The organism is Mucilaginibacter endophyticus, assembly GCF_003351025.1.
GTDB classification, from domain to species: domain Bacteria; phylum Bacteroidota; class Bacteroidia; order Sphingobacteriales; family Sphingobacteriaceae; genus Mucilaginibacter; species Mucilaginibacter endophyticus.
Genome location: NZ_QPCG01000002.1, coordinates 926893 through 946885, shown reverse-complemented (window position 1 = coordinate 946885; position 19993 = coordinate 926893). Strand labels below are relative to the sequence as shown.

Below are 19993 nucleotides of genomic sequence, written 5' to 3'. Positions count from 1 at the left end.
TATGCGTTGGGAGGTTTACTAAATAATCTCTTTGTTGCCTGAAAAACCTTGTTTAAGCCGCTCAACAACTGACGTTAAACCGGTGGCTGATTGTGCCCATATATCTAAAGTGTTTAATACCGCCGGATTTTTGACCGATTGCTTATTTGCAGCCAATACTTCTACATAGATGTCGAGCAGCTTTTTTGAATTGGTTAAAGGTTTTTCGGCCATGTTACCAATACACGCTGTGAGTAATTTTTCCAGCTCAGCATCATGGATGGATGAAATATGAAGCATGCCGGAAAGAATAAGGTCTGTAAAACGCTTAAGTGGAGCAAGCCCGTTCTGTTCGTGTTTACCGATGATTTCTCCCAACTGTTGGCTATCTATGGTTTTTTCACGCACTCCTTTTATCCACAATTCGGCAGCATATAACCGAACGGTTTTATCATTAAGCAGCATACATGTCGCGATAAACAAATGGCCCATCAAACCATATACATAATTTAAGGTCATCAAAGTTTCGAGGCTGCTGATAACCAGTCTCTTTTCGTTTTCTCCCGCTAAATCAAAATATCGAAATGCTTCTTTGTTAATGTAGGCAAACCAATGCTCCGGCCAGTTTGGATTTAGGTATATCAATCGTTTGATATCATTGTGTTCGGCAGAGAGGTGTTTGTATTTCAATTCCAGAAAGTCAAAATAACCTTCGTCATCTGCAACCGGGGTTTTATTGCCGGTGAGTTTACCCCACAAGCTTTTTATACCAGAAATGGCTGGACTTACACTTGTTTTATCAATAGACACGGTTACGGTGCTCCGGGTAGCAGGTACCTTTTCATACACTCGTTTTTGATAGTTATATTGTTCTTGTTCGTAATGCTCGATATGAGATGACCATGAAAAGTTGGCTAAAAGGTATGCCTGATTCCACTTGCTGTACTGTAACCATTGCTGTACATTATCGCGCTTGTGTGTTAACGCGGCGGCAAGCCAAACTGGTTTAAGCTGATATGTAGGTTTGGGCTGATGCTCTTCACCTAATATAAATCCTATCAGGTCCCGTGCTTCTCCTTGCAAAAGCGCGTTTGCAAGTGAAAGTGCATCAGTATGTTTATCAAAAAAACAACGCATTACAGCTACCTGGTAATCCATTATTCCCGGCCTCGTTTTTTGGTTTTGATATATGCTGATCCTGCGGATTAATTCTTCAATTGAAACGAGGCAAGGCTCATGGGTTGGCGTTGAGAGCAAGGGGACTTGAACTTTATGCTCCAGGATCCATAAAGCATTAAGCAAAACATACTTATGTGGTTTGTAGCCCTTTGAATGGGTAAACACGTCCCATGCCTTAATTCCGCTGTCAAACCACTTTGTATCCCGGTTCTTTTCTTTTAATTTATCACGATGCGCGTTGTGAAGCTCTTTGATTGAGCGTGCAGCTGCAGGATGAAATTCAATAAGTAGTAAACCATAGCTTGTGAGGAATTTGGCAAGCATATTATCCAGATAGCCCCTGGTACTCACCCAATCATCAGTAATGGTTTTAAATGCCCGTTGAAAGGCCGGCAACAATTTCCGGATATTCTCTTCGCTCATTTGATCCTGAAATTGAAGCAGCGCCGCGGGTAAAAGATCAAAATGATAAGCTTCATTTTGGTCAAAAGCCTGGCTGGCCAGGTACACAAGCTCATCAAAGTTTTGCGGGAAAGCTATCGGCTTCCGGTCTGCAGGTTCACCTATTTCAATGAAATTGGCGGCTTCATCATCAGCCGGTTCCTCGGGCATCAGAAAAGGTTCGAGGATAGTTTTAGCCTCAAACAACAGACCTTGCTGATAAGCGGAAACCGCTTCCCATACCTCTAACGAAGAGCTATCGGCATATTTCGAAATAAGCTTCGCGGCACGTACCTGCAATTTATCATCCTGGTGTAGGAGTGCCTGGCTTGCAATTATGCTTATTTCGTTTCGCTTGTCCGCATGTTTTTTGGCCAGTTTTTCCAAAATCATCAAGGTATTGGTTACCGTTGTTTTTGATTCGGAAGAGAGCACCAATGGACAGTGCTCAAAAAATGCGATCTCATCAAATCCGTCGTCGCCGGCTATATCTTTAAAATACTTTAATGCTGTATTTATCAGTTTGGAATGTGGTGAGTTAAATGTATTTAATAAATGGTTCTGTAAATCAATTAGTTCTGACTTTGTAGGTTCGAGTTGAATAAGCAGGTCTACAAACCAGCCACAGAGGCTTTGATTAAAGTTGCGGTTAATGGCGGCGGCAGTGGCGTTTAATATTTCGTTACGCGGTAAAAGTCCCTTTCCAATAAAATCAAGTATGGTTTTTATCCAGAATTGCTCGTTTCCATCAGACCAATGAATCTCGTTACTATATTCAAACAGGTACCAGATGTGCTTTTGCAAAGTGACTGGCTGTTCAAGAAGTACTTGCGGTTCGTAATTTTTTCCTGTTTGAAGAGGACTAAAAATAGCACGCGGTAAAACCCGGGCAATCATCTGTGCCGATTCTGTAATATATCCACCATCTACCAATTCCATATACCATGTATAGTCGATAAAATGTGGGATAAAATCCGTATCGCCAAAACGGTTGATATAGTGACTAAACCAGGTGGGGCAGTACCAGGATAATATAGTATCAAGTACCTTCTTTTTGATCACGCTACCCGAGTTTGCTTTCTCAAAATCTTTTCGATTATAAACTACAAAGTGAGTAACGCTCAGTATATGGCGTTGAAGATCGGTAGAAAGATATCCATACTCTTCACCGGTTATTGTTTTTCGTATTGGCCCGAATTTAAAATGTTCGGCATCGAGCTTCTTAAGTTCGGGAACAAATTTCTTTTTATCAGCGTCGGTCAATGATTGCAGTAAGGGGAGAAGGTCTTGCTCTCGTTCTTTTTTTAAAAGTTTTACGTATTGCTCTACAAAGTCGCTCATAGCCGTATGTACTTATTTAGCCAATAATTTTTTTACAGCCAGGATATGTTTGCAAATACCACGCTCGCCCTGGTTTTTACTGAACCACATGCAGGTACAACGTTCCTCATCGTTTTCTAATAATACCATGTGGTGCACGCCGCTTCCTTCCACTTCGGCTTCTACCCGGTTGCCGGTGTTTGATTTGATGAGCACTTTACCTTCGGTAATTAACTTTTCGGCATCTTTTAAGCGTGGGTTTAAAGTTAAGATGCGACTGGTTTTAAACGGCAAACGACGGTAAAAGAAATTGTTCTCATCCAAATCGAAGCCTAATAAACCTATGGCGGAGAGACGGCCTGTTAAGTTCTCCACCTTTTTTATGTCGAGCCCTTCATTTACGGCAAGTAGGGTAGGGTTAAATTCCTGGTTGGCATAGCTATAGCTGTCCATCAATTCGATCCAGTTTTGAGGCACATCTTCTACCAGCGATTCCAATGCGGCACCCTCTCCCGAAAATCCGCGCCAACTATCCCTTGATATGGATAAACTGAACCGTACCGGGCCAATGTAAACCTGCCATGTGGTTGATTGCTGATCTTTATGAACGAAGACCTGCAACTGATCGGCAATAAGCAATAGCGGTTCAATAAGTTTTAAGCGATGAACACCGCCAACAGTTATAGCGTTACCCGCCTGCACCGGTGAAAATACCGGCTTCCCGCCCCGTACCAATAAATAGTAATCTGATTTGGGTTTCCCTGCCGGGATACTTTTAAATAATTGTATGGCTTGCAGCCGGTTGAATTTGTAAGCCGGTTCAGATTCTGATAAAAACACCTGCACACTGGTTAAGCCCTTGATCCACTTGGTTGGCAAGGGTACCTTTCGTTCAATCACTTTGCCCTCCTCGCGGTGCAATGCTACTTCTTTCTTGCCTATGGATAGCAATACCTCCTCATTTTTCCGGACGCTACTTAGCGCAGATAGCATCGGTTGATTAAAATCAACATTGGTGGTGCCGTTTTCCAGAAACTCTCCGTCGTGTCCATCTCCTAATACATCAACCCGGGCATAAACACCCGCGCAATGGGAAAAACCTTCAAACCTGATCTTTTCATTGCCCGCTGTTACAATCGGGTCTTTCAGCATCATCAAATCATAAGGAGATAAGCTAAAGTTTGATTTAACTACGTTTGATAGCGTGAGGAGGCAGCGGGAAACAACATAAGGATCGGTTAGTTTACCCCAGAAAAAGCATGAGGCATCTTTTTTCTGAACTTCGCTGTATTGCGCCAGAAAAAGCTCGTCGCTGTTGTTTACCTTGCTTAATGACGAAAGCTGGTTGTACTGGTATGTTAAGGTATCGGACATGGAGATAGTTTAGGATGCAATCGCTAAATTAAAAAAATAAAGGTTAGCTGCTATAGCAACTAACCTTCGTCTTTTACCTTTATTCTTCCGCCTTAAAAACTTAGCACATTGCTTTGTTTAAAGCGCGGATAGCTTCGTTAAAATCTTCTCGGGCTACTAAAAACTGGATGTTTACCATTCTTAATGCAAAGCCGCCGCTTTTGATATTGATGCCTTTTTGAGCAAGCGCTGTAGCTGCTTTCGCCAGCAAACCAGGCTGATCCATATTGGAACCGATCAGGCAAACCATCGCCATTTTTTCGACGGTTACCTTTTCATAATTATCTTCCAGCTCACTGATCAATTTTTTATTGAGGTCTTTTTCCCATATCACAATTGAAATGCTGTTTGCGCTGGTAGCCTTGAAGCTATAGCTGACACTAAACTTGTAAAACAGCTGCATGATGTGAAAATCGGTACCTACGTTGCCAACCATCGAAGGGTCGTAAATATCAATCATTACTACTTTTTCGGTGCCGGTGATAACTTCCACACGTTTTTTATCGCAAATGTATTCGCGGGTAATCAACGTTCCCGGGTGCTCCGGCTGGAAGGTATTTTTGATCCTTAGGTCGATGTCGTTTATTTCCAGCGGTTTTGAAGCCTTAGGGTGGATAGCTTCCATGCCTACATCAGCCAGCTGATCGGCAACGTCATAGTTGGTGTTACCAACCGGGAAACAGTTTTCAACGCCAACCAATTGAGGGTCGGCAGTACAAAGGTGGTACTCCTTATGAATGATAGCTTCCTGTGGTTCTACAGCAACGGCAATTTTGCTGAAAGTAACCTCAGAATATCCGCGGTCAAACTCGCGCATAATACCTTCGGTACCTTTAGCGTAGCCGGTAACAATGGTGATGGTTTTTGAAAAATCGATGTGGGCAAGGTCTTTTTTAATACGCTGATCGATGGTTAACGCACGATGGTCATGAAAGCCGCTCAGGTCAACCAGCGTTGCGTTAATGCCCATGTTTTGCAGGATATTGGTAAAGTTAAAAGCCGAATGACTTTCACCTATCGAAGCCAGGATTTCACGGGCCGCCTGTAAAATGCCTTCTTTCCCTACGTAGCCGGATGCCAGTATGTTGGCCAGGTTTTCAAGGTAAGTTTGTGCGTCCTTAATTCTTGTTTCAATATACTTATCAGCTTCAGCTATATTGAGGCCAAGGCTTTCATAAGTTTTATTGATCTGCTTTAAACGGGTAATAAGTTGTTTTAGCGGTGTATGGAAATCCTTGTAGTTGGCAAGCTTGTGATATACACCCGGAGCGCCTGTCTTTTTGTTTTCGAGCAGGAGATTAGTTACTCCTGAAAATGCCGATACTACAAATATGCGGTTGTAAAGCTGGTCACCGCTGCGTTCAAACAGGATAATGTTTTTGATCACATCTCCCAAAGCGGTCATAGATGTACCGCCAATTTTTTCTACTGTTAACATTTTATATTGAAAAGATCAACAGCCAAATACCATAACTATACCAAAGTGTCGTAGCTATTTATAATTAATTGAATGTAAATAGCTTGTATCTGAACTGCTTTTTTTAAAATAACTCATTTTGATAAGCTCTATCAAAACGATCGAAATATAATGATTAAAAAGCTATAAGGCCTTTAGCCCTGAGCGTTTCGCTTAAATTAACTATCCTTTTTATAGAGGTCGCCGGCTTTTTCGGCAGACAGGCGGATCCCTTTGATCATAGCCGAGCTGAAGCCATGGTGTTCCATCTCATTCAGACCCGCGATTGTACAGCCGCTTGGCGAAGTTACCTTGTCAATTTCCTGTTCAGGGTGTGATGCCAGTTGTAATAACAAGTCTGCAGCGCCTTTGGCGGTTTGTGCCGCCATTTTTAATGCATCATGTGCATGGAAGCCAATCTCTGTGCCTCCTTGTGACGCTGCACGGATAGATCTTAAGAAAAACGCAATGCCGCAAGCACAAAGTGCAGTGGCAGAGGTCATCAGTTCCTCGTTAATCTGTATAGTAACACCAACTGTATCAAAAAGCGATTTGGCCAGGTTAATATTTTTGTTTGTACCAGTATCGGTAGCGATACAGGTCATGGAATGGCCGATAGCAATGGCTGTATTAGGCATAGCACGGACTATCTGTACGTTAAGGTCAAGATGCTGGCGAATATCGGCACAGCTAACGCCAGAGATAACAGATATCAATAATTGTTTATCCGGTTTTAACGATGGCTTGATTTCATCTAACAGCTTATTGAGTTGCTGCGGTAATACAGCCAATACAATAATATCAGCTTTGCGCACGGCACGCAGGTTGTTATCTGACACAAGGTATCCCTGGTCGGCATATTGAGACAGTGCGGCTACGTTACGGCGGGTCAACGATATTTGCTGGGGTTTACAAATCCCCGATTTAACTAAACCTTTGGCTAATGACAGGCCTATATTACCGGAGCCTAATATTGAAATGTGCTGTTGTGAGTTCATGCGTTTTTAGTTAAACGTGTTCCAAATGGTTTGTTATCCTTCAATTGACCAAGATCATCTGATTTGCCGATAATTACCGCCTTTACACCGCAATCAATCGCGGTAAAAGCATTATCAAGTTTAGGCAGCATTCCGCTATGTATTATCTTTTCCACTTTTAATTCCTCATAATGCTGAGGGTTAATTTCCCGTATCAACGATTCTTCGTCATTAATATCTTTTAACACACCCTTTTTCTCAAAACAGTATATTAATGTGGTGTCATACAATCCCGATAACGATACCGCCAGGGCCGAAGCAATGGTATCAGCATTGGTGTTTAGCAATTGCCCTTCACCATCGTGGGTTATGGCACAAAAAACAGGGGTAAAGCCTGCTTCCATCAAACGGCTAATGTTTTCGGGATTGATAGAGTCTTTAACAATATCGCCCACAAAGCCATAGTCTATTGTTTTTACCGGTCGTTTAACTGCTTTAATAAAGTTACCATCGGCGCCGGTTAAGCCTATGGCATTGTTGCCAAAGCGTTGCAGTTGCGCCACTATGTTTTTATTGATGAGGCCGCCATAAACCATGGTAACCACCCTTAACGTTTCAATATCGGTGATGCGTCTGCCATCAACCATTTTAGATTCGATACCTAAATCTTCGGCCATTTGCGTGGCCACTTTTCCACCTCCATGTACCAGGATCTTAAGGCCATCAAGGGCTTCAAAGTCCTTTAAAAAATGATACAGGTTTTCGGAGTTATCGATGACGTTTCCACCAATTTTGATTATATAAAGGCTCTTATTTGGTGATAATTTATCCGTTTTGATATGATCTGTATCAATTTTATTCATTACAGCTGTTAATATAACTCTTTTAGTGCCAAATTTCCACTTTTTTGAGCAGAAAGTTGTTAAAATTACGAAAATATAGTGTGTTTTTTCAAAAAGTGATTTAAAAATGAATGATTGAATTTACGGTTTAAGTTTACAATTTGATTATGAAAGATTTAGTATTATTGGAAAACTTTAAGGCATCATCCTTGCTTATATCTATCTATGGAGCAAAAAAAGAATACCAGGCCACGGGTGGCAATTATTGGGGGAGGATTTGGAGGGATACAATTAGCTAAGAAATTAAAAAACGCGCCTGTTGATGTGCTGATGATCGACAAGCACAATTATCACACCTTCCAGCCCTTATTGTACCAGGTTGCAGGAGGCTCCATAGCTGCAGACTCAATCGGTTTCCCTTTAAGGCGGATTTTTACCAGGCAAAATAATTTCCGCTTTGCGCTGGCCGAGGTAAAGAAGATCAATCCCGAAAGTAATACACTCGATACCGATATCGGTACTATTTATTACGATTACCTGGCTATTGCAACAGGCTCAAATACCAACTTTTTCGGCAACAAAGAGATAGAACATTTTGCAATGCCGATGAAGAATATCCCGGAGGCTTTAAACTTAAGGAGCCTGATACTGCAAAACCTCGAAACATCGCTGGTATCTAAAGATCCCGAAGAAAAAGCTGCCTTGATGACTTTTGTGGTTGTTGGCGGAGGCCCAACCGGTGTGGAATTATCTGGAGCACTTGCTGAAATGCGTGAGTTGATACTCATGAAGGACTATCATGGCTTACGCAAACACAGCATGAGGGTTTATCTTGTTGAAGGCAAAGCCGAATTGCTCGCTTCTTTTTCGGCTGGTGCAAGGGCAAAAGCTAAAAAGTTTTTAGAAGATATGGACGTAACCATTTACAATAGCGCGCATGTGCAAAGTTATAATGGCTACGAACTCAAGATAGATAATGGTACATCGCTTTTGACCCGTAACGTACTTTGGGCTGCAGGGGTAAAGGGCGAGGTGCCGGAGGGGATTTCTGCTGATAATATAGCGCGGGGTAACCGGATCCTGGTTGACGAGTTTAACAAGGTAAAGGGCTACGAAAATATTTATGCCATAGGCGATGTTGCCGCTATGATCAGTGATGAATATCCAAACGGACATCCAGGTGTGGCACCGGTAGCTATTCAGCAGGGGCAAAACCTTGGAGAAAATGTTTACCGCATGTTTGAGCGTCAGCCGCTGAAGCCTTTCAAATATCGCGATAAAGGTTCGCTGGCAACCATTGGCCGGAATAAGGCTGTAGCTGATTTAGGGAAAATTCATTTCCAGGGATTTTTTGCATGGCTGGTATGGGGCTTTGTGCACATCATGTCACTTGCAGGCTTTACCAATAAAGGGATTATATTTTTTAGCTGGGCCATCAACTATTTCACCAAAAACAGCGATAACCGACTGATTGTGCGCTTTTTTGACAATGAAACCCGGATGACCGATCCTGAATCAAGATAGTTACAAACAATAGTTCTTTTAAATCCTTACTTGTAAGTATTTATGGATCTGTTTGTTGTAATTGCTTTACTGGTTATTGTTAGTGCGGTTTTCTCGTACCTAAACGCGCGTTTTATTAAGTTGCCGGGTACAATAGGCATTGTACTATTGGCAACTATCGCATCAATAACCATACTTATCGTCGATAAGGTAGATTCATCAATGGCCGATTATCTTGGTACGCTGGCAAAAAGTATCAATTTTTCAAAAGCGGTGCTAAACATCCTGCTTGGTTTCCTGCTTTTTTCAAGTTCATTTAACCTTGATGGCCGGAAACTTAAGAAAGAAATGCGACCGGTATTTGTGTTGAGTACATTAGGGGTGATTATTTCCACGGCGGTGTTTGGGTTCCTATTGTTTTATGTGGCTCCGGTTTTTCATATCCACATGCCGCTGATTTATTGCCTTTTATTCGGCGCTTTGATCTCACCTACAGACCCAGTTGCGGTGTCGGCCATTATCCGGAACTCCAAATTACCAGCCAATTTAGAAACTATCATTTCGGGCGAATCCCTGTTTAATGATGGTATAGGGCTTATTCTGTTTGTAATTATCCTGGAAATAGCCCGTGTAGGCGAAGAGAAAATTGAGCTGGCCAAAGTGACGGTACTAATCGTAAAGGAAATTATCGGCGGGGTAGTAGCCGGAGCTATTTTAGGTTATTTAGCTCACCGGTTGATGCACGCCGTTAAAGATTTTCAGACCATTGTATTGATCTCGTTGGCACTGGTGATGGGCCTGTCGGTATTAGCTGTATTACTTGGTTTTTCACTTCCACTATCTGTTGTTGTTGCCGGATTATTTGCAGGAGGGCAATCCATTAACCAGGATAATAAAGAAAAATCGCACGAGGCGCTCGAAAAATTCTGGAAATTGGTTGATGAGATCCTGAACACTATTTTATTTGTGATGATTGGCTTGCAGCTGGTTAACCTACCCTTTGTGAATAATTATTGGGTTACCGGTAGTATTTCTATTGTTACAGTATTGATGGCGCGTTGGCTTAGTATCGCGTTACCGCTCACATTTTTAAAGCAAACCCTTAAGGTAAATTATAGCAATGTCAATATCATGACTTGGGCGGGTTTGCGCGGGGGGATTTCTATAGCTTTGGCTTTGTCGCTGCCTAATACGCCTTATCGGCACCTGATTTTATCGGGAAGTTATTTTATTGTGATATTCTCGGTAATAGTACAGGGATTAACGCTCAATGCTATGATTAACCGGGCGTCAAGAAAGGTGGAAGGATAAGATAACATTCTGCCGCGGGTTTAGCGAAGCATAACCCGTGGTAAACGATTTTTGAAGTTTTCAACTTCATCATTTAAGTTGGAAACTTAAATGATATACCCCACGGGTTACGCTGCGCTAAACCCGCGGTAGTCAATTATTTTAAGCGCGACATATATTTGCCAATCTCTGCTTCGACCGTATCTTCGCTGTTACTTAATGCTTTGGTGATATTTTCGCGTTCTACCTCGGTGCGGTTTTGACTCAACTTTTGTTTGCCCTGCAAGTCATTAACGATGATTTCAAAAGCTACAATACCTTTCATCATCCGTTGCTTGTACTCGTCGGGCAGGTTATTCCATTGGGTTAGATAATCAGCCTCATAGTTACTGATCATTTGGACTAACAGATCAGCCGTTTGTTCACCTTCAGGCAAAATATTGGCTTTGCCATAGGCATGCACCGCAATGTAATTCCAGGTGGGTACGTTGGTTTCCTTTTCGTAATGCTTGGGCGATATGTAAGCATGAGGCTCGGTAAATATTACCAAAATATCATTCCCAATAATTTCATTTGCCTGAGGATTAGCTTTAGCGAAATGAGATGACAGTACAATTTTGTTATCGCGTTTGCTTACCAAAAAGGGGATATGGGTTGCAAAGGGAACATTATCGGTAGCCGTAACTATAGTAGCAAAACTATAGCGCTGCATAAAGTTGATGGCTTCCTGCTCATCTGTTAACTGAAAATGTTTAGGAGTGTACATCTGGAGAAAAGATTAAAGAAGGGAAGAAGCACGAGTCAAGACTGACGCAGTCTGACTCGTGCTTATATAAAAGTACTTTATTTACAAACTTTCCAGCATCTGTTTTAGCACAGCCTGGGCCGCCCAGACGCGATTGCCGGCTTCGTGTACCACAATTGAGCTTGGTCCGTCTAATATTTCGTCAGAAAGCTCCAGGTTACGGCGTACCGGTAAACAATGCATTACTTTGGCATTGTTGGTTTGCTCCAGCTTTTTGTTGGTAAGCATCCATTCTTCATGTTTGCCCAATATGTTACCATAAGGCTCATAAGCCGACCAGTTTTTTACGTAGATGAAATCTGCCCCGGCTAAAGCCTCGTCCTGATTATAGCTGATGTTTGCACCTTGCGTAAAATCAGTACAAAGTTCGTAGCCTTTAGGCTGTACAATGGTAAAATCAACATCGGCCTTGCACATCCATTCCGAAAACGAGTTCGGAACAGCTTGCGGTAATGGTTTAATATGTGGTGCCCAGGTTAATACCACTTTAGGACGTGCTGTTTTCTTTAGCTCTTCAATGGTAATTAAATCGGCCAGGCTTTGCAGCGGGTGACGGGTTGCCGATTCCAGGCTCACAACCGGCACCTTGCAAAACTCCACAAACTTATTGAAAATCATCTCGCTATAATCTTCCTCACGATTCCTCAAGCCGGGGAACGAACGTACACCAATAATATCAGCATATTGACCCATTACGCCCGCTGCCTCGCGGATATGCTCAACGGTGGTACCGTCCATGATCACTCCATCGCGCAACTCCAATGCCCAACCTTCTTTATCAATATTAAGCACCATTACATTCATGCCAAGGTTCATAGCTGCTTTCTGTGTACTCATACGGGTACGCAAACTCGGGTTTAAAAACACTAAAGCAAGCGTTTTATTTTTACCAAGTTGCTGGTGGGCAAAGGGATCCTGCTTAAGCGCCAATGCCTCTTTTACAAGTGCGTTAACGTCAGCTACGTCATTAACAGAAGAAAATAATTTCATTGGTTTGAATATTATAGCAGATTATTGATTCAATACATTTACAAAAGCTTCCAGGAACCTATCGGCATGGGCCTTAGTTAAGTTTAACGCAGGTAACAACCTGATCACATTTGGTTTGGCTTCGCCGGTAAATATGTGGTGCTTGTTTAACAGTTCTTTACGGGCATGGGCTAATTCCTCTGGTAATTCGATACCAATCATCAAACCGCGACCACGAACTTCTTTAACCTGCTCCAGTTTATTAAGCTCTTTTATTAAGTAACCACCAACTTCAGCAGCATTTTGCAACAGGTTATCTTGTTCAATGGTTTCAAGAACAGCTAAACCTGCGGCGCAAGCCAGGTGATTGCCTCCAAAAGTAGTACCTAACATGCCGTAAGCAGGCTGTATTTTTGGCGAAATAATGATACCTCCAACAGGAAAACCATTACCCATGCCTTTAGCCATACTGTAGATATCGGCATCTACACCGGCAAAATCATGTGAGAAGAATTTACCTGTACGACCGTAACCGCACTGTACCGAATCGGCAATGAAAACGGCATTGTATTGATCGCACAATGAGCGGATTTTTTGCAGGAAGCCTTCAGGTGCTACCTGAATACCACCAACACCCTGGATACCTTCAATAATTACCGAAGAAATTTCGTTGTTTTTGAATGCGTCTTCCAAAGCGGCTTCATCCGCCCATGGCAAAAAGATCACATTCTCAGTTTCATTGATAGGGGCAACGATCTTAGGGTTATCAGTTACAGCAACAGCTAACGAGGTACGACCATGAAATGATTTGCTGAAAGCGATAACTTTCTTTTTACCATTATAAAAGGAAGCCAGTTTTAAAGCATTCTCATTTGCTTCAGCGCCAGAATTACACAGGAATAATTGGTAATCTTCCTTGCCTGAAACCTTACCTAACTTTTCGGCTAATTCTTTCTGAATCGGAATCTCGATAGAGTTAGAGTAAAAGCCAAGCTTATGTAATTGATCTTCTAATCTTTTTACATAATGAGGGTGGGTATGACCAATCGAGATCACAGCATGACCGCCGTACATATCTAAATACTCGGTATCCTGAGCATCGTAAACCAGGCTGCCCTGGCCACGAGTGATATTTATATTATTTATAGGGTATACATCGAACAATTTCATTGTTGTAGGGATAAAATGGTAAACTTAATTAATAACAACACTTTCAAAATTAGGCGAGCAGCTCTTTTAAAAGCCGATCGCCTTAAGTCGTAAGCCTGCGCGCTCGTCCAGCCCGAACAATAAGTTCATGTTCTGTACTGCCTGGCCTGATGCGCCTTTAAGTAAGTTATCCATTATGCTGATAATGAATATTTTGTTATCGTGTTTTTTTACCTGGATAAAGCATTTGTTTGTATTTACAATCTGCTTTAAATCGATACTGCGGTTAGTTACATGCGTAAACGGATGACCATCGTAATAGCTTTGGTAAAGTGCTAAAGCCTCTTCTTCGCTTAAATCACTTTCAGTGTAAATTGAAGCGATAATGCCGCGGGTAAAATCGCCACGGTAAGGTATAAAATTGATGGCCTTATCAAAGCCGGCTTGTAACTGCCTTAACGACTGACCAATCTCATTCAAATGCTGGTGACTGAATGCTTTGTAAACAGAAAGGTTATCGTTACGCCAGGTAAAGTGCGAGGTAGGCGATAAGCTTTGACCTGCACCTGTAGAGCCTGTGGTAGCAGTAACGTGCACTTCGTTATTCAACAAACCTTTTGAAGCCAATGGAAGCAGACCCAATTGCAAACAGGTAGCAAAGCAACCTGGATTAGCAATATTAGCAGCCGTTTTAATGGCCTCACGGTTTAATTCAGGTAAGCCATAAACAAAGTTCTTGCCATTTAAAGTTGAGTTTTGATCGAGCCTGAAATCCTGGCTCAAGTCAATGATCTTAACCGAATTGGGAATTGCGTTTGCTTCCAGAAACTTTTTGGCATCACCATGGCCAACACAAAGAAAAAGTACATCAATATCGATAGAAAGTTCGGCGGCAAATTTCAGATCGGTATCGCCAAACAGGTCGGTATGTACCTCGTAAACATAGTTACCCGCGTTGCTGTTGCTGTGAACAAAAGCTATCTCCACGTTAGGATGGTTTATCAGGATCCTAAGCATTTCGCCCCCGGTGTATCCCGCTCCGCCAACTATGCCCACACGCACCTTATTTGATTTCAATTCTGTCATTGTTTGTAGATGGATATGAATATAAAATAAACTCAAGATCGCTCCGGTCGTTATTGCTGATAAAATGCTTTTGACCCGGATGGATCTCGATGCCCTGTTCTGGCTTCAACACAGTAACCTCGCCGTCTATCGAAAATGTAGCACGTCCTTTTAAAATGAAAAATACCTGTGTAGCTTTCTCGTGATAATGCAATTGCTCGGCAGTATCTGGTGGCATTAACTCCTGTTTAACGGACAAAGCTTCGGTATCAATGAAGGTCCATCCGTGACAATCGTCGCCCCAGTTATAATGCTTTAAGCATTCACTTTTTGAAAACGCTGTATTAATCATTTTGGCCATTAACCTTGTGGTAGATCATTACCTGGTTGCCAAATATTTTTGAGAAACCTTTAACGTCTTCGCCACTCCATGCATTGTTCATTTCACCGTAGCTGCCAAATTTGTTCGACATCAAATCATAAGGTGATTCGATACCAATTACCTGGAAGCGATATGGGTGTAGCTGAACAAATACTTTTCCGGTAACATTTTTCTGTGTATCAGTTAAAAAAGCTTCCATGTTGCGCATGATAGGGTCATGGAACTGACCTTCATGCAGCCAGTTACCGTAAAAAGATGATAACTGATCTTTCCATGTAAGCTGCCATTTGGTCAATACGTGTTTCTCCAATGTATGGTGAGCTTTAATGATGACCATTGGAGCAGCGGCTTCAAAGCCTACACGACCTTTAATACCAATGATAGTATCGCCAACGTGAATATCGCGACCGATGCCGTAAGGCTGTGCGATGGCTTGCAATGCCTGGATAGCTTTGGTTGGGTGATCATATTTTTCATCACCTATGGCTACTAACTCACCTTTTTCAAAAGTAAGCACAAGGTCTTTTACTTCAGATGCAGTTACCTGTGTAGGCCATGCTTCTTCCGGTAGGCCAAGGTTTGATGTTAAAGTTTCTTTACCACCAACTGATGTACCCCAGATACCTTTATTGATAGAGTATTTGGCTTTTTCGAAGTTCATGTCAACACCATGTTTTTTCAGGTATTCGATCTCTTCTTCGCGGCTCAGTTTCAGGTCACGGATAGGGGTGATGATCTTTACTTCCGGAACAAGGATATTGAAGATCATGTCAAAACGCACCTGATCGTTACCGGCACCGGTACTGCCGTGGGCAACAAATTCGGCACCAATTTCTTTAGCATAGTTAGCGATAGCCGTAGCCTGGCTTACACGTTCGGCACTTACTGATAGCGGGTAGGTGTTATTTTTTAATACGTTACCGTAAATTAAAAAGCGTACACAGGTATTATAGAAGTTTTCGGTTTCATCAACCACATGGTGCGAAGTAACGCCCATTTTATAGGCACGTTCTTCAACGCCTTTTAACTCTTCCTCGCTAAAACCGCCGGTATTTACAATAACCGAATGAACCTCATAACCAAGATCCTGTGTTAAATAAATACAGCAAAATGAGGTATCTAAACCTCCGCTATAAGCTAATACTACTTTTTTCATTTTTTAAGGTTAAAGGCGAAAGGTTAAAGGTAAAAGGTTTCGCCTTGTACGTTTTATATTAATTATCGCTTCTCAAAAATTTAATAAACCCAATTAACATCGCTTTTACTTCGTTAATCGAGGTGTTTGTTTTTTCGTAGATTTCAGTTGGAATAAATCCCAGATCATAAATCAGATAAACAGTATATTCTACTTCGTGTGCAGACCCCAACGCGTTATCCAGGTAATGGGTGAAATCTTTATCAGTATTTTTACCACATCCCTCAACTATATTCAAAGGGATAGAATAAGTGGACCGACGTAGTTGATTGGTTAAGGCAAATTGTTCTTCACGGGGCATTATGGGCAATATTTCAGCATATACTTGCTTTGTGAGCAAGTGTGCCTTTTTCCAAACATCAAGTTTTTTATAATCTCTCATTATGATGCAGCTACCTTTAACCTTTCGCCTTTGACCTTTCACCTAAACCCTAAACATCGTGTTTTATACGTTTCTTTATCGCGTTCTCAATGCGCTCAAGCAATGTTGCCTTATGGGTGATCCGTTGCATCTTTTCTTCGTATTCCTTTTGTTTTTCGGCTGGATCAAAAAGCATGGCGGTGCACATGCAGTTTTTGCGGCCTTTACTTGTTAAAATGTCAAAGTTGACGCAGCTTTTGCAGCCCGCCCAAAAGTTTTCGTCCTGGGTAAGTTCAGAGTAGGTTACCGGTTCATAGCCAAGTTCCGAGTTGATCTTCATTACCGCTAAACCTGTTGTTAAGCCGAATATTTTGGCATCAGGATATTTGGTACGCGATAACTGGAAAATGCGGTGTTTAATAGCTTTAGCCAATCCCGCTTTACGAAATTGTGGATTAACTATAAGACCTGAGTTGGCAACAAAGTCGCCATGGCTCCAGGTTTCAATATAGCAGAAACCGGCCCAGGTGCCATCTTTATGAAGAGCTATAACAGCTTTGCCTTCCAGCATTTTATTAGCAACATATTCGGGCGAGCGTGTAGCTATACCGGTTCCGCGAGCTTTGGCCGATTCGGCCATTTCATCGCATATCATGGTAGCATAGTCTACGTGCTGTGCAGTAGCAACCTGAATATCAAAATCTTGTATTGTCATTTAAATAGATAATTACCGTGAAATTAATCGGCTTTTTAAAGCCTTAAATAATTAGATGGTTTTCTTAAAAAGAAGTTTAAAAAACTCTTTTTGTGTGGGCAGAGGAGAAATTAATTCAAGCCCGCGGCATGTAGGTCCTTCGTCGGAGAGGGCAGTTTAAAAAAACAGTTGAACCCAAGGCAGCAGCAACCGGAGCAAAACTTGCTCTTGTAGCGGGCTTATTTAAGCTTGGTATATTCATTTTTTTATTGAATTACTGTGTTTTTAATTTCGCTGCAAAATAGGCTATAAAATTTTATTTATCCAAGAAAAAAATGTCATTATTTCAGGTTGGGTGAGTGGTTGATTAAGTTGATTGAGTGAGTGGTTGGTTTATTGTGATAACTTACAGATTTACAGCAATAACTATTCACTCAATCAACTTAATCAACCATTCACCTCCCAGCCATAATATCCGTGATAATCATATCCGCGTGGATGCGTGAGTTTTCAATGAACCAAAGGTGGGTATCCAGACCGCCGCAAACCACTCCGGCAAGGTATAATCCCGGCATATTTGTTTCCATGGTTTCGGGGTTGTACTGAGGGATAAATTTATCCTCAGAAAGGATGATCCCAAGCTTTTTCAAAAACTCAAAATTGGGTTTGTAGCCCGTCATCGCCATTACAAAATCATTGGGTATAGTAATGAGTCCATCGGGAGTTTTGATATCTACCTCGGTTTCACGAACGGCTTCCAAATTAGAATTAAAATAAGCTTTGATGCTGCCTTCTTTTATGCGGTTAATGATATCGGGCCTTACCCAATATTTAACCCTGTGGCTTACTTCGCTATCGCGTATCACCAGCGTAACATCGGCTCCTTTACGGTAAGTTTCGAGCGCGACGTCGATGGCCGAATTGCTTGAGCCCACAACCACTACTTTTTGCAGGGTGTAATAATGTGGATCCTGGTAGTAGTGTTTTACTTTGGGCAGATCTTCGCCGGGGATATCAAGGTTAACTGCTATATCATAAAATCCGGTTGATAAGATCACTTTTTTTGCACGATAGATGTCCTTTTTTGTGGTGATCATATAATGGCCATCTTCGGGTTTTACCCCGGTAACTTCCTCGAAAAGATGAATAGGTAAATTGTTGGACAAGGCTACCCGGCGGTAATATTCCAGTGCATCGGCGCGGTTAGGTTTGGTATGGGTGGTAACAAAAGGCACCCCGCCAATTTCCAGTTTCTCTGAGGTGGAAAAAAAAGTCATGGTTGAAGGGTAGTTGTACAATGAGTTTACAAGAGTACCCTTTTCAATGATAACAAAACTTAAACCGGATTTTTGTGCCGCAAGTCCGCAAGCCAAACCAATAGGACCACCGCCAATAATGAGTATATCGAGCATTTATGTACAGTTAAGAAATTAAAGAAATCATGAACCGGTGCAGGTTCTGGCATTTTGCCAGTGCGGCAAAAATAAGAAAATAAAAAAAGGGTAAGCTACTTTTATCGCGCCGCTCAACTCTCTACCCTTGCTGTGTTCCCACCCTGGGGGAGTTCAAGAGGAGCTGGCCGTAAAAGACTTACCCCGGCGCAAATATAGAAAAAGGTAGCATTTATGATTAAGAAAATGTTAAAAAAGGCTTATCTGTTGATTTATAGAGGGATAATTTTTAAATTGCCTTGTTGAAGCAAGATTATCAAGCCTTGTTAGCTCATTTTCGCCACCCCGAAACTCAAACTCTCGGTAAGTTTTGGCATGCTGATCGATATCCAACAGTAAATTTTTCAAAATAGTAAGCCGGTCGACAACAAATTTTACCTTCATTTCTCTCTTTTGAAAATAGGGCCAAAGCCTTTCAAATTGTTCTGGCGTTATAGCCCTTGCCACGGTGATATGAGGTATAGTACTGCTATCACCAACTATATCCTTGAGTAATTTAAGCCAATATTGGTTTTGTTCCGACAGTTTGAGCTTTGCAAAAATGGTTTTATTGTAATTGTTACCTTCATTGAAACAATCAAACCCGTCTATCTCAAAAACAACGGATGGCAGCAGGCCAAGTTTCCGGCTCAGGAAAGAGAAACCCTGAACGTCTACATCCAACGGTTTGCGCGGATAATTATTTATGGTGATATGCGCCCTGGCATGCATGCTTGGGTAGTTGCCAATAAGGCGCTTTGATTCGCTTTTTAATTTACGGATCATGAAATCGACATGATCTGGTATCGGAAGGATAAAATGATAAAATGCGTAGTCCATGATTATTAAATTTTAATTGAACAAATTGATTTGATCAGGATCGCTGGCTTTGAGCAGTTCCAGTTCATCACGGGTATAACCCGGGCCGGTCATGTTTTTAAATTCGAACACTTTAAACCTATCCCATTTGGCAAAGGCATCAAGCGTATCGCGTTTTAATATGGTAAGCTCTTTTACCCAAAATGGCTCAAGCAGCTTTTTATGCCTGAAATGAGGCCAAAGTGCATCAAAATCCTTTTCGGGGATATCACGCACTACAGTTATGTGTGGGATGATATTCTTTTTGATGCGCAGCTTCTTCTTTAATGTGTTAAACCATTCATCTGTAGCAGGTGTAGCACGGATGCTGGCATAAATAGTCATGCGGTTGTGCAGGTGGGTGAAATGATAAAACCCATCCAGGTGCAACAATACTGGTGGCAAAATATTGAGTGCCTGCTCCATCAACTCCAGGTTTTTATCGGCCATAAAAGGCTTTTGTCTTTCCAAATGCTGGATAGATATATGAGCCGGCGAATCCATACTTTTATAATTGCCGATAAGCCTTGCCGATGCTTTTTTGTAGCGTGCAATCTCATGCTTCACCGTTTCGGGCGGCGACAATAACATCAGGTAGTCTTCATATATAGTCATCTGGCTAACAATTTCTTTAATTCAAAATTGCTAAAAAAATTAGCAAAATATCAAATTTATTTTCATTTTT

18 protein-coding genes and 1 other RNA gene are annotated in these 19993 nt (G+C 41.7%); 2 read left to right on the top strand and 17 right to left on the bottom strand.

Annotated features, from left to right (window positions below; genetic code table 11):
- Positions 1–18: 18 nt before the first annotated feature.
- The 5 genes from DUL71_RS11410 to argB form a co-directional block, all read right to left on the bottom strand.
- Positions 19–2940 (bottom strand): DUF6493 family protein, encoded by a 2922-nt coding sequence (locus tag DUL71_RS11410; RefSeq protein WP_114938192.1) that lies wholly within the window; start codon positions 2938–2940, stop codon positions 19–21.
- Between the two features lie 12 nt (positions 2941–2952).
- Entirely contained in the window at positions 2953–4293 is a 1341-nt protein-coding gene (locus tag DUL71_RS11405; protein ID WP_114938191.1) for an SWIM zinc finger family protein, read from the bottom strand.
- A gap of 100 nt (positions 4294–4393) precedes the next feature.
- Complete coding sequence (locus tag DUL71_RS11400; RefSeq protein WP_114938190.1) at positions 4394–5770, bottom strand: aspartate kinase; 1377 nt, start codon at positions 5768–5770, stop codon at positions 4394–4396.
- Between the two features lie 197 nt (positions 5771–5967).
- Complete coding sequence (gene proC / locus DUL71_RS11395; protein ID WP_112571595.1) at positions 5968–6786, bottom strand: pyrroline-5-carboxylate reductase; 819 nt, start codon at positions 6784–6786, stop codon at positions 5968–5970.
- Complete coding sequence (gene argB / locus DUL71_RS11390) at positions 6783–7628, bottom strand: acetylglutamate kinase (protein ID WP_114938189.1); 846 nt, start codon at positions 7626–7628, stop codon at positions 6783–6785. The genes proC and argB overlap by 4 nt, the downstream gene beginning before the upstream one ends.
- A gap of 204 nt (positions 7629–7832) precedes the next feature.
- Here argB and DUL71_RS11385 point away from each other — a divergent pair, with 204 nt between their 5' ends.
- Together DUL71_RS11385 and DUL71_RS11380 are read left to right on the top strand one after the other, a co-directional pair.
- Positions 7833–9131 carry an NAD(P)/FAD-dependent oxidoreductase gene (locus tag DUL71_RS11385; RefSeq protein WP_114938188.1) on the top strand — a complete coding sequence of 433 codons (1299 nt, stop codon included), beginning with the start codon at positions 7833–7835 and terminating at the stop codon, positions 9129–9131.
- A 42-nt stretch (positions 9132–9173) separates the two neighbouring features.
- A complete protein-coding gene (locus DUL71_RS11380) occupies positions 9174–10421 on the top strand; it encodes a cation:proton antiporter (protein ID WP_114938187.1) in 1248 nt (415 codons plus the stop codon).
- Positions 10422–10557: 136 nt separating this feature from the next.
- Here the strand turns inward: DUL71_RS11380 and DUL71_RS11375 are convergent, their stop codons facing one another.
- The 12 genes from DUL71_RS11375 to DUL71_RS11320 form a co-directional block, all read right to left on the bottom strand.
- Complete coding sequence (locus DUL71_RS11375; protein ID WP_114938186.1) at positions 10558–11166, bottom strand: FMN-binding negative transcriptional regulator; 609 nt, start codon at positions 11164–11166, stop codon at positions 10558–10560.
- Positions 11167–11247: 81 nt separating this feature from the next.
- On the bottom strand, positions 11248–12195 hold the full coding sequence (locus DUL71_RS11370) for an N-acetylornithine carbamoyltransferase (protein ID WP_114938185.1): 948 nt from the start codon (positions 12193–12195) through the stop codon (positions 11248–11250).
- Positions 12196–12216: 21 nt separating this feature from the next.
- Entirely contained in the window at positions 12217–13344 is a 1128-nt protein-coding gene (locus DUL71_RS11365; RefSeq protein ID WP_114938184.1) for an aspartate aminotransferase family protein, read from the bottom strand.
- A gap of 66 nt (positions 13345–13410) precedes the next feature.
- A complete protein-coding gene (gene argC / locus DUL71_RS11360; protein WP_114938183.1) occupies positions 13411–14409 on the bottom strand; it encodes an N-acetyl-gamma-glutamyl-phosphate reductase in 999 nt (332 codons plus the stop codon).
- A complete protein-coding gene (locus DUL71_RS11355) occupies positions 14387–14749 on the bottom strand; it encodes a cupin domain-containing protein (protein ID WP_114938182.1) in 363 nt (120 codons plus the stop codon). The genes argC and DUL71_RS11355 overlap by 23 nt, the downstream gene beginning before the upstream one ends.
- On the bottom strand, positions 14733–15926 hold the full coding sequence (gene argG, locus DUL71_RS11350; RefSeq protein WP_114938181.1) for an argininosuccinate synthase: 1194 nt from the start codon (positions 15924–15926) through the stop codon (positions 14733–14735). The genes DUL71_RS11355 and argG overlap by 17 nt, the downstream gene beginning before the upstream one ends.
- A 58-nt stretch (positions 15927–15984) precedes the next feature.
- Positions 15985–16347, bottom strand: a complete 363-nt coding sequence (locus DUL71_RS11345; RefSeq protein WP_114938180.1) for a four helix bundle protein — start codon at positions 16345–16347, stop codon at positions 15985–15987.
- Between the two features lie 49 nt (positions 16348–16396).
- The gene (locus tag DUL71_RS11340; RefSeq protein WP_112571573.1) at positions 16397–17041 is read right to left on the bottom strand and encodes a GNAT family N-acetyltransferase; all 645 of its coding nucleotides are present in this window, start codon (positions 17039–17041) and stop codon (positions 16397–16399) included.
- A 434-nt stretch (positions 17042–17475) separates the two neighbouring features.
- On the bottom strand, positions 17476–18432 hold the full coding sequence (locus DUL71_RS11335; RefSeq protein WP_114938179.1) for a YpdA family putative bacillithiol disulfide reductase: 957 nt from the start codon (positions 18430–18432) through the stop codon (positions 17476–17478).
- Positions 18433–18517: 85 nt separating this feature from the next.
- An RNA gene (ffs, locus tag DUL71_RS11330) (signal recognition particle sRNA small type) lies at positions 18518–18616 on the bottom strand.
- Positions 18617–18660: 44 nt separating this feature from the next.
- Positions 18661–19290 (bottom strand): 2'-5' RNA ligase family protein, encoded by a 630-nt coding sequence (locus DUL71_RS11325; protein ID WP_114938178.1) that lies wholly within the window; start codon positions 19288–19290, stop codon positions 18661–18663.
- Between the two features lie 12 nt (positions 19291–19302).
- Positions 19303–19923 carry a 2'-5' RNA ligase family protein gene (locus tag DUL71_RS11320; protein ID WP_114938177.1) on the bottom strand — a complete coding sequence of 207 codons (621 nt, stop codon included), beginning with the start codon at positions 19921–19923 and terminating at the stop codon, positions 19303–19305.
- Positions 19924–19993 lie beyond the last annotated feature (70 nt).

Excerpts from the sequence above, each read along its gene's own strand:
- DUL71_RS11410 (WP_114938192.1), bottom strand. The coding sequence starts at position 2,940 with ATGAGCGACTTTGTAGAGCAATACGTAAAACTTTTAAAAAAAGAACGA.
- DUL71_RS11405 (WP_114938191.1), bottom strand. The coding sequence starts at position 4,293 with ATGTCCGATACCTTAACATACCAGTACAACCAGCTTTCGTCATTAAGC.
- DUL71_RS11400 (WP_114938190.1), bottom strand. The coding sequence starts at position 5,770 with ATGTTAACAGTAGAAAAAATTGGCGGTACATCTATGACCGCTTTGGGA.
- proC (WP_112571595.1), bottom strand. The coding sequence starts at position 6,786 with ATGAACTCACAACAGCACATTTCAATATTAGGCTCCGGTAATATAGGC.
- argB (WP_114938189.1), bottom strand. The coding sequence starts at position 7,628 with ATGAATAAAATTGATACAGATCATATCAAAACGGATAAATTATCACCA.
- DUL71_RS11385 (WP_114938188.1), top strand. The coding sequence starts at position 7,833 with ATGGAGCAAAAAAAGAATACCAGGCCACGGGTGGCAATTATTGGGGGA.
- DUL71_RS11380 (WP_114938187.1), top strand. The coding sequence starts at position 9,174 with ATGGATCTGTTTGTTGTAATTGCTTTACTGGTTATTGTTAGTGCGGTT.
- DUL71_RS11375 (WP_114938186.1), bottom strand. The coding sequence starts at position 11,166 with ATGTACACTCCTAAACATTTTCAGTTAACAGATGAGCAGGAAGCCATC.
- DUL71_RS11370 (WP_114938185.1), bottom strand. The coding sequence starts at position 12,195 with ATGAAATTATTTTCTTCTGTTAATGACGTAGCTGACGTTAACGCACTT.
- DUL71_RS11365 (WP_114938184.1), bottom strand. The coding sequence starts at position 13,344 with ATGAAATTGTTCGATGTATACCCTATAAATAATATAAATATCACTCGT.
- argC (WP_114938183.1), bottom strand. The coding sequence starts at position 14,409 with ATGACAGAATTGAAATCAAATAAGGTGCGTGTGGGCATAGTTGGCGGA.
- DUL71_RS11355 (WP_114938182.1), bottom strand. The coding sequence starts at position 14,749 with ATGGCCAAAATGATTAATACAGCGTTTTCAAAAAGTGAATGCTTAAAG.
- argG (WP_114938181.1), bottom strand. The coding sequence starts at position 15,926 with ATGAAAAAAGTAGTATTAGCTTATAGCGGAGGTTTAGATACCTCATTT.
- DUL71_RS11345 (WP_114938180.1), bottom strand. The coding sequence starts at position 16,347 with ATGAGAGATTATAAAAAACTTGATGTTTGGAAAAAGGCACACTTGCTC.
- DUL71_RS11340 (WP_112571573.1), bottom strand. The coding sequence starts at position 17,041 with ATGACAATACAAGATTTTGATATTCAGGTTGCTACTGCACAGCACGTA.
- DUL71_RS11335 (WP_114938179.1), bottom strand. The coding sequence starts at position 18,432 with ATGCTCGATATACTCATTATTGGCGGTGGTCCTATTGGTTTGGCTTGC.
- DUL71_RS11325 (WP_114938178.1), bottom strand. The coding sequence starts at position 19,290 with ATGGACTACGCATTTTATCATTTTATCCTTCCGATACCAGATCATGTC.
- DUL71_RS11320 (WP_114938177.1), bottom strand. The coding sequence starts at position 19,923 with ATGACTATATATGAAGACTACCTGATGTTATTGTCGCCGCCCGAAACG.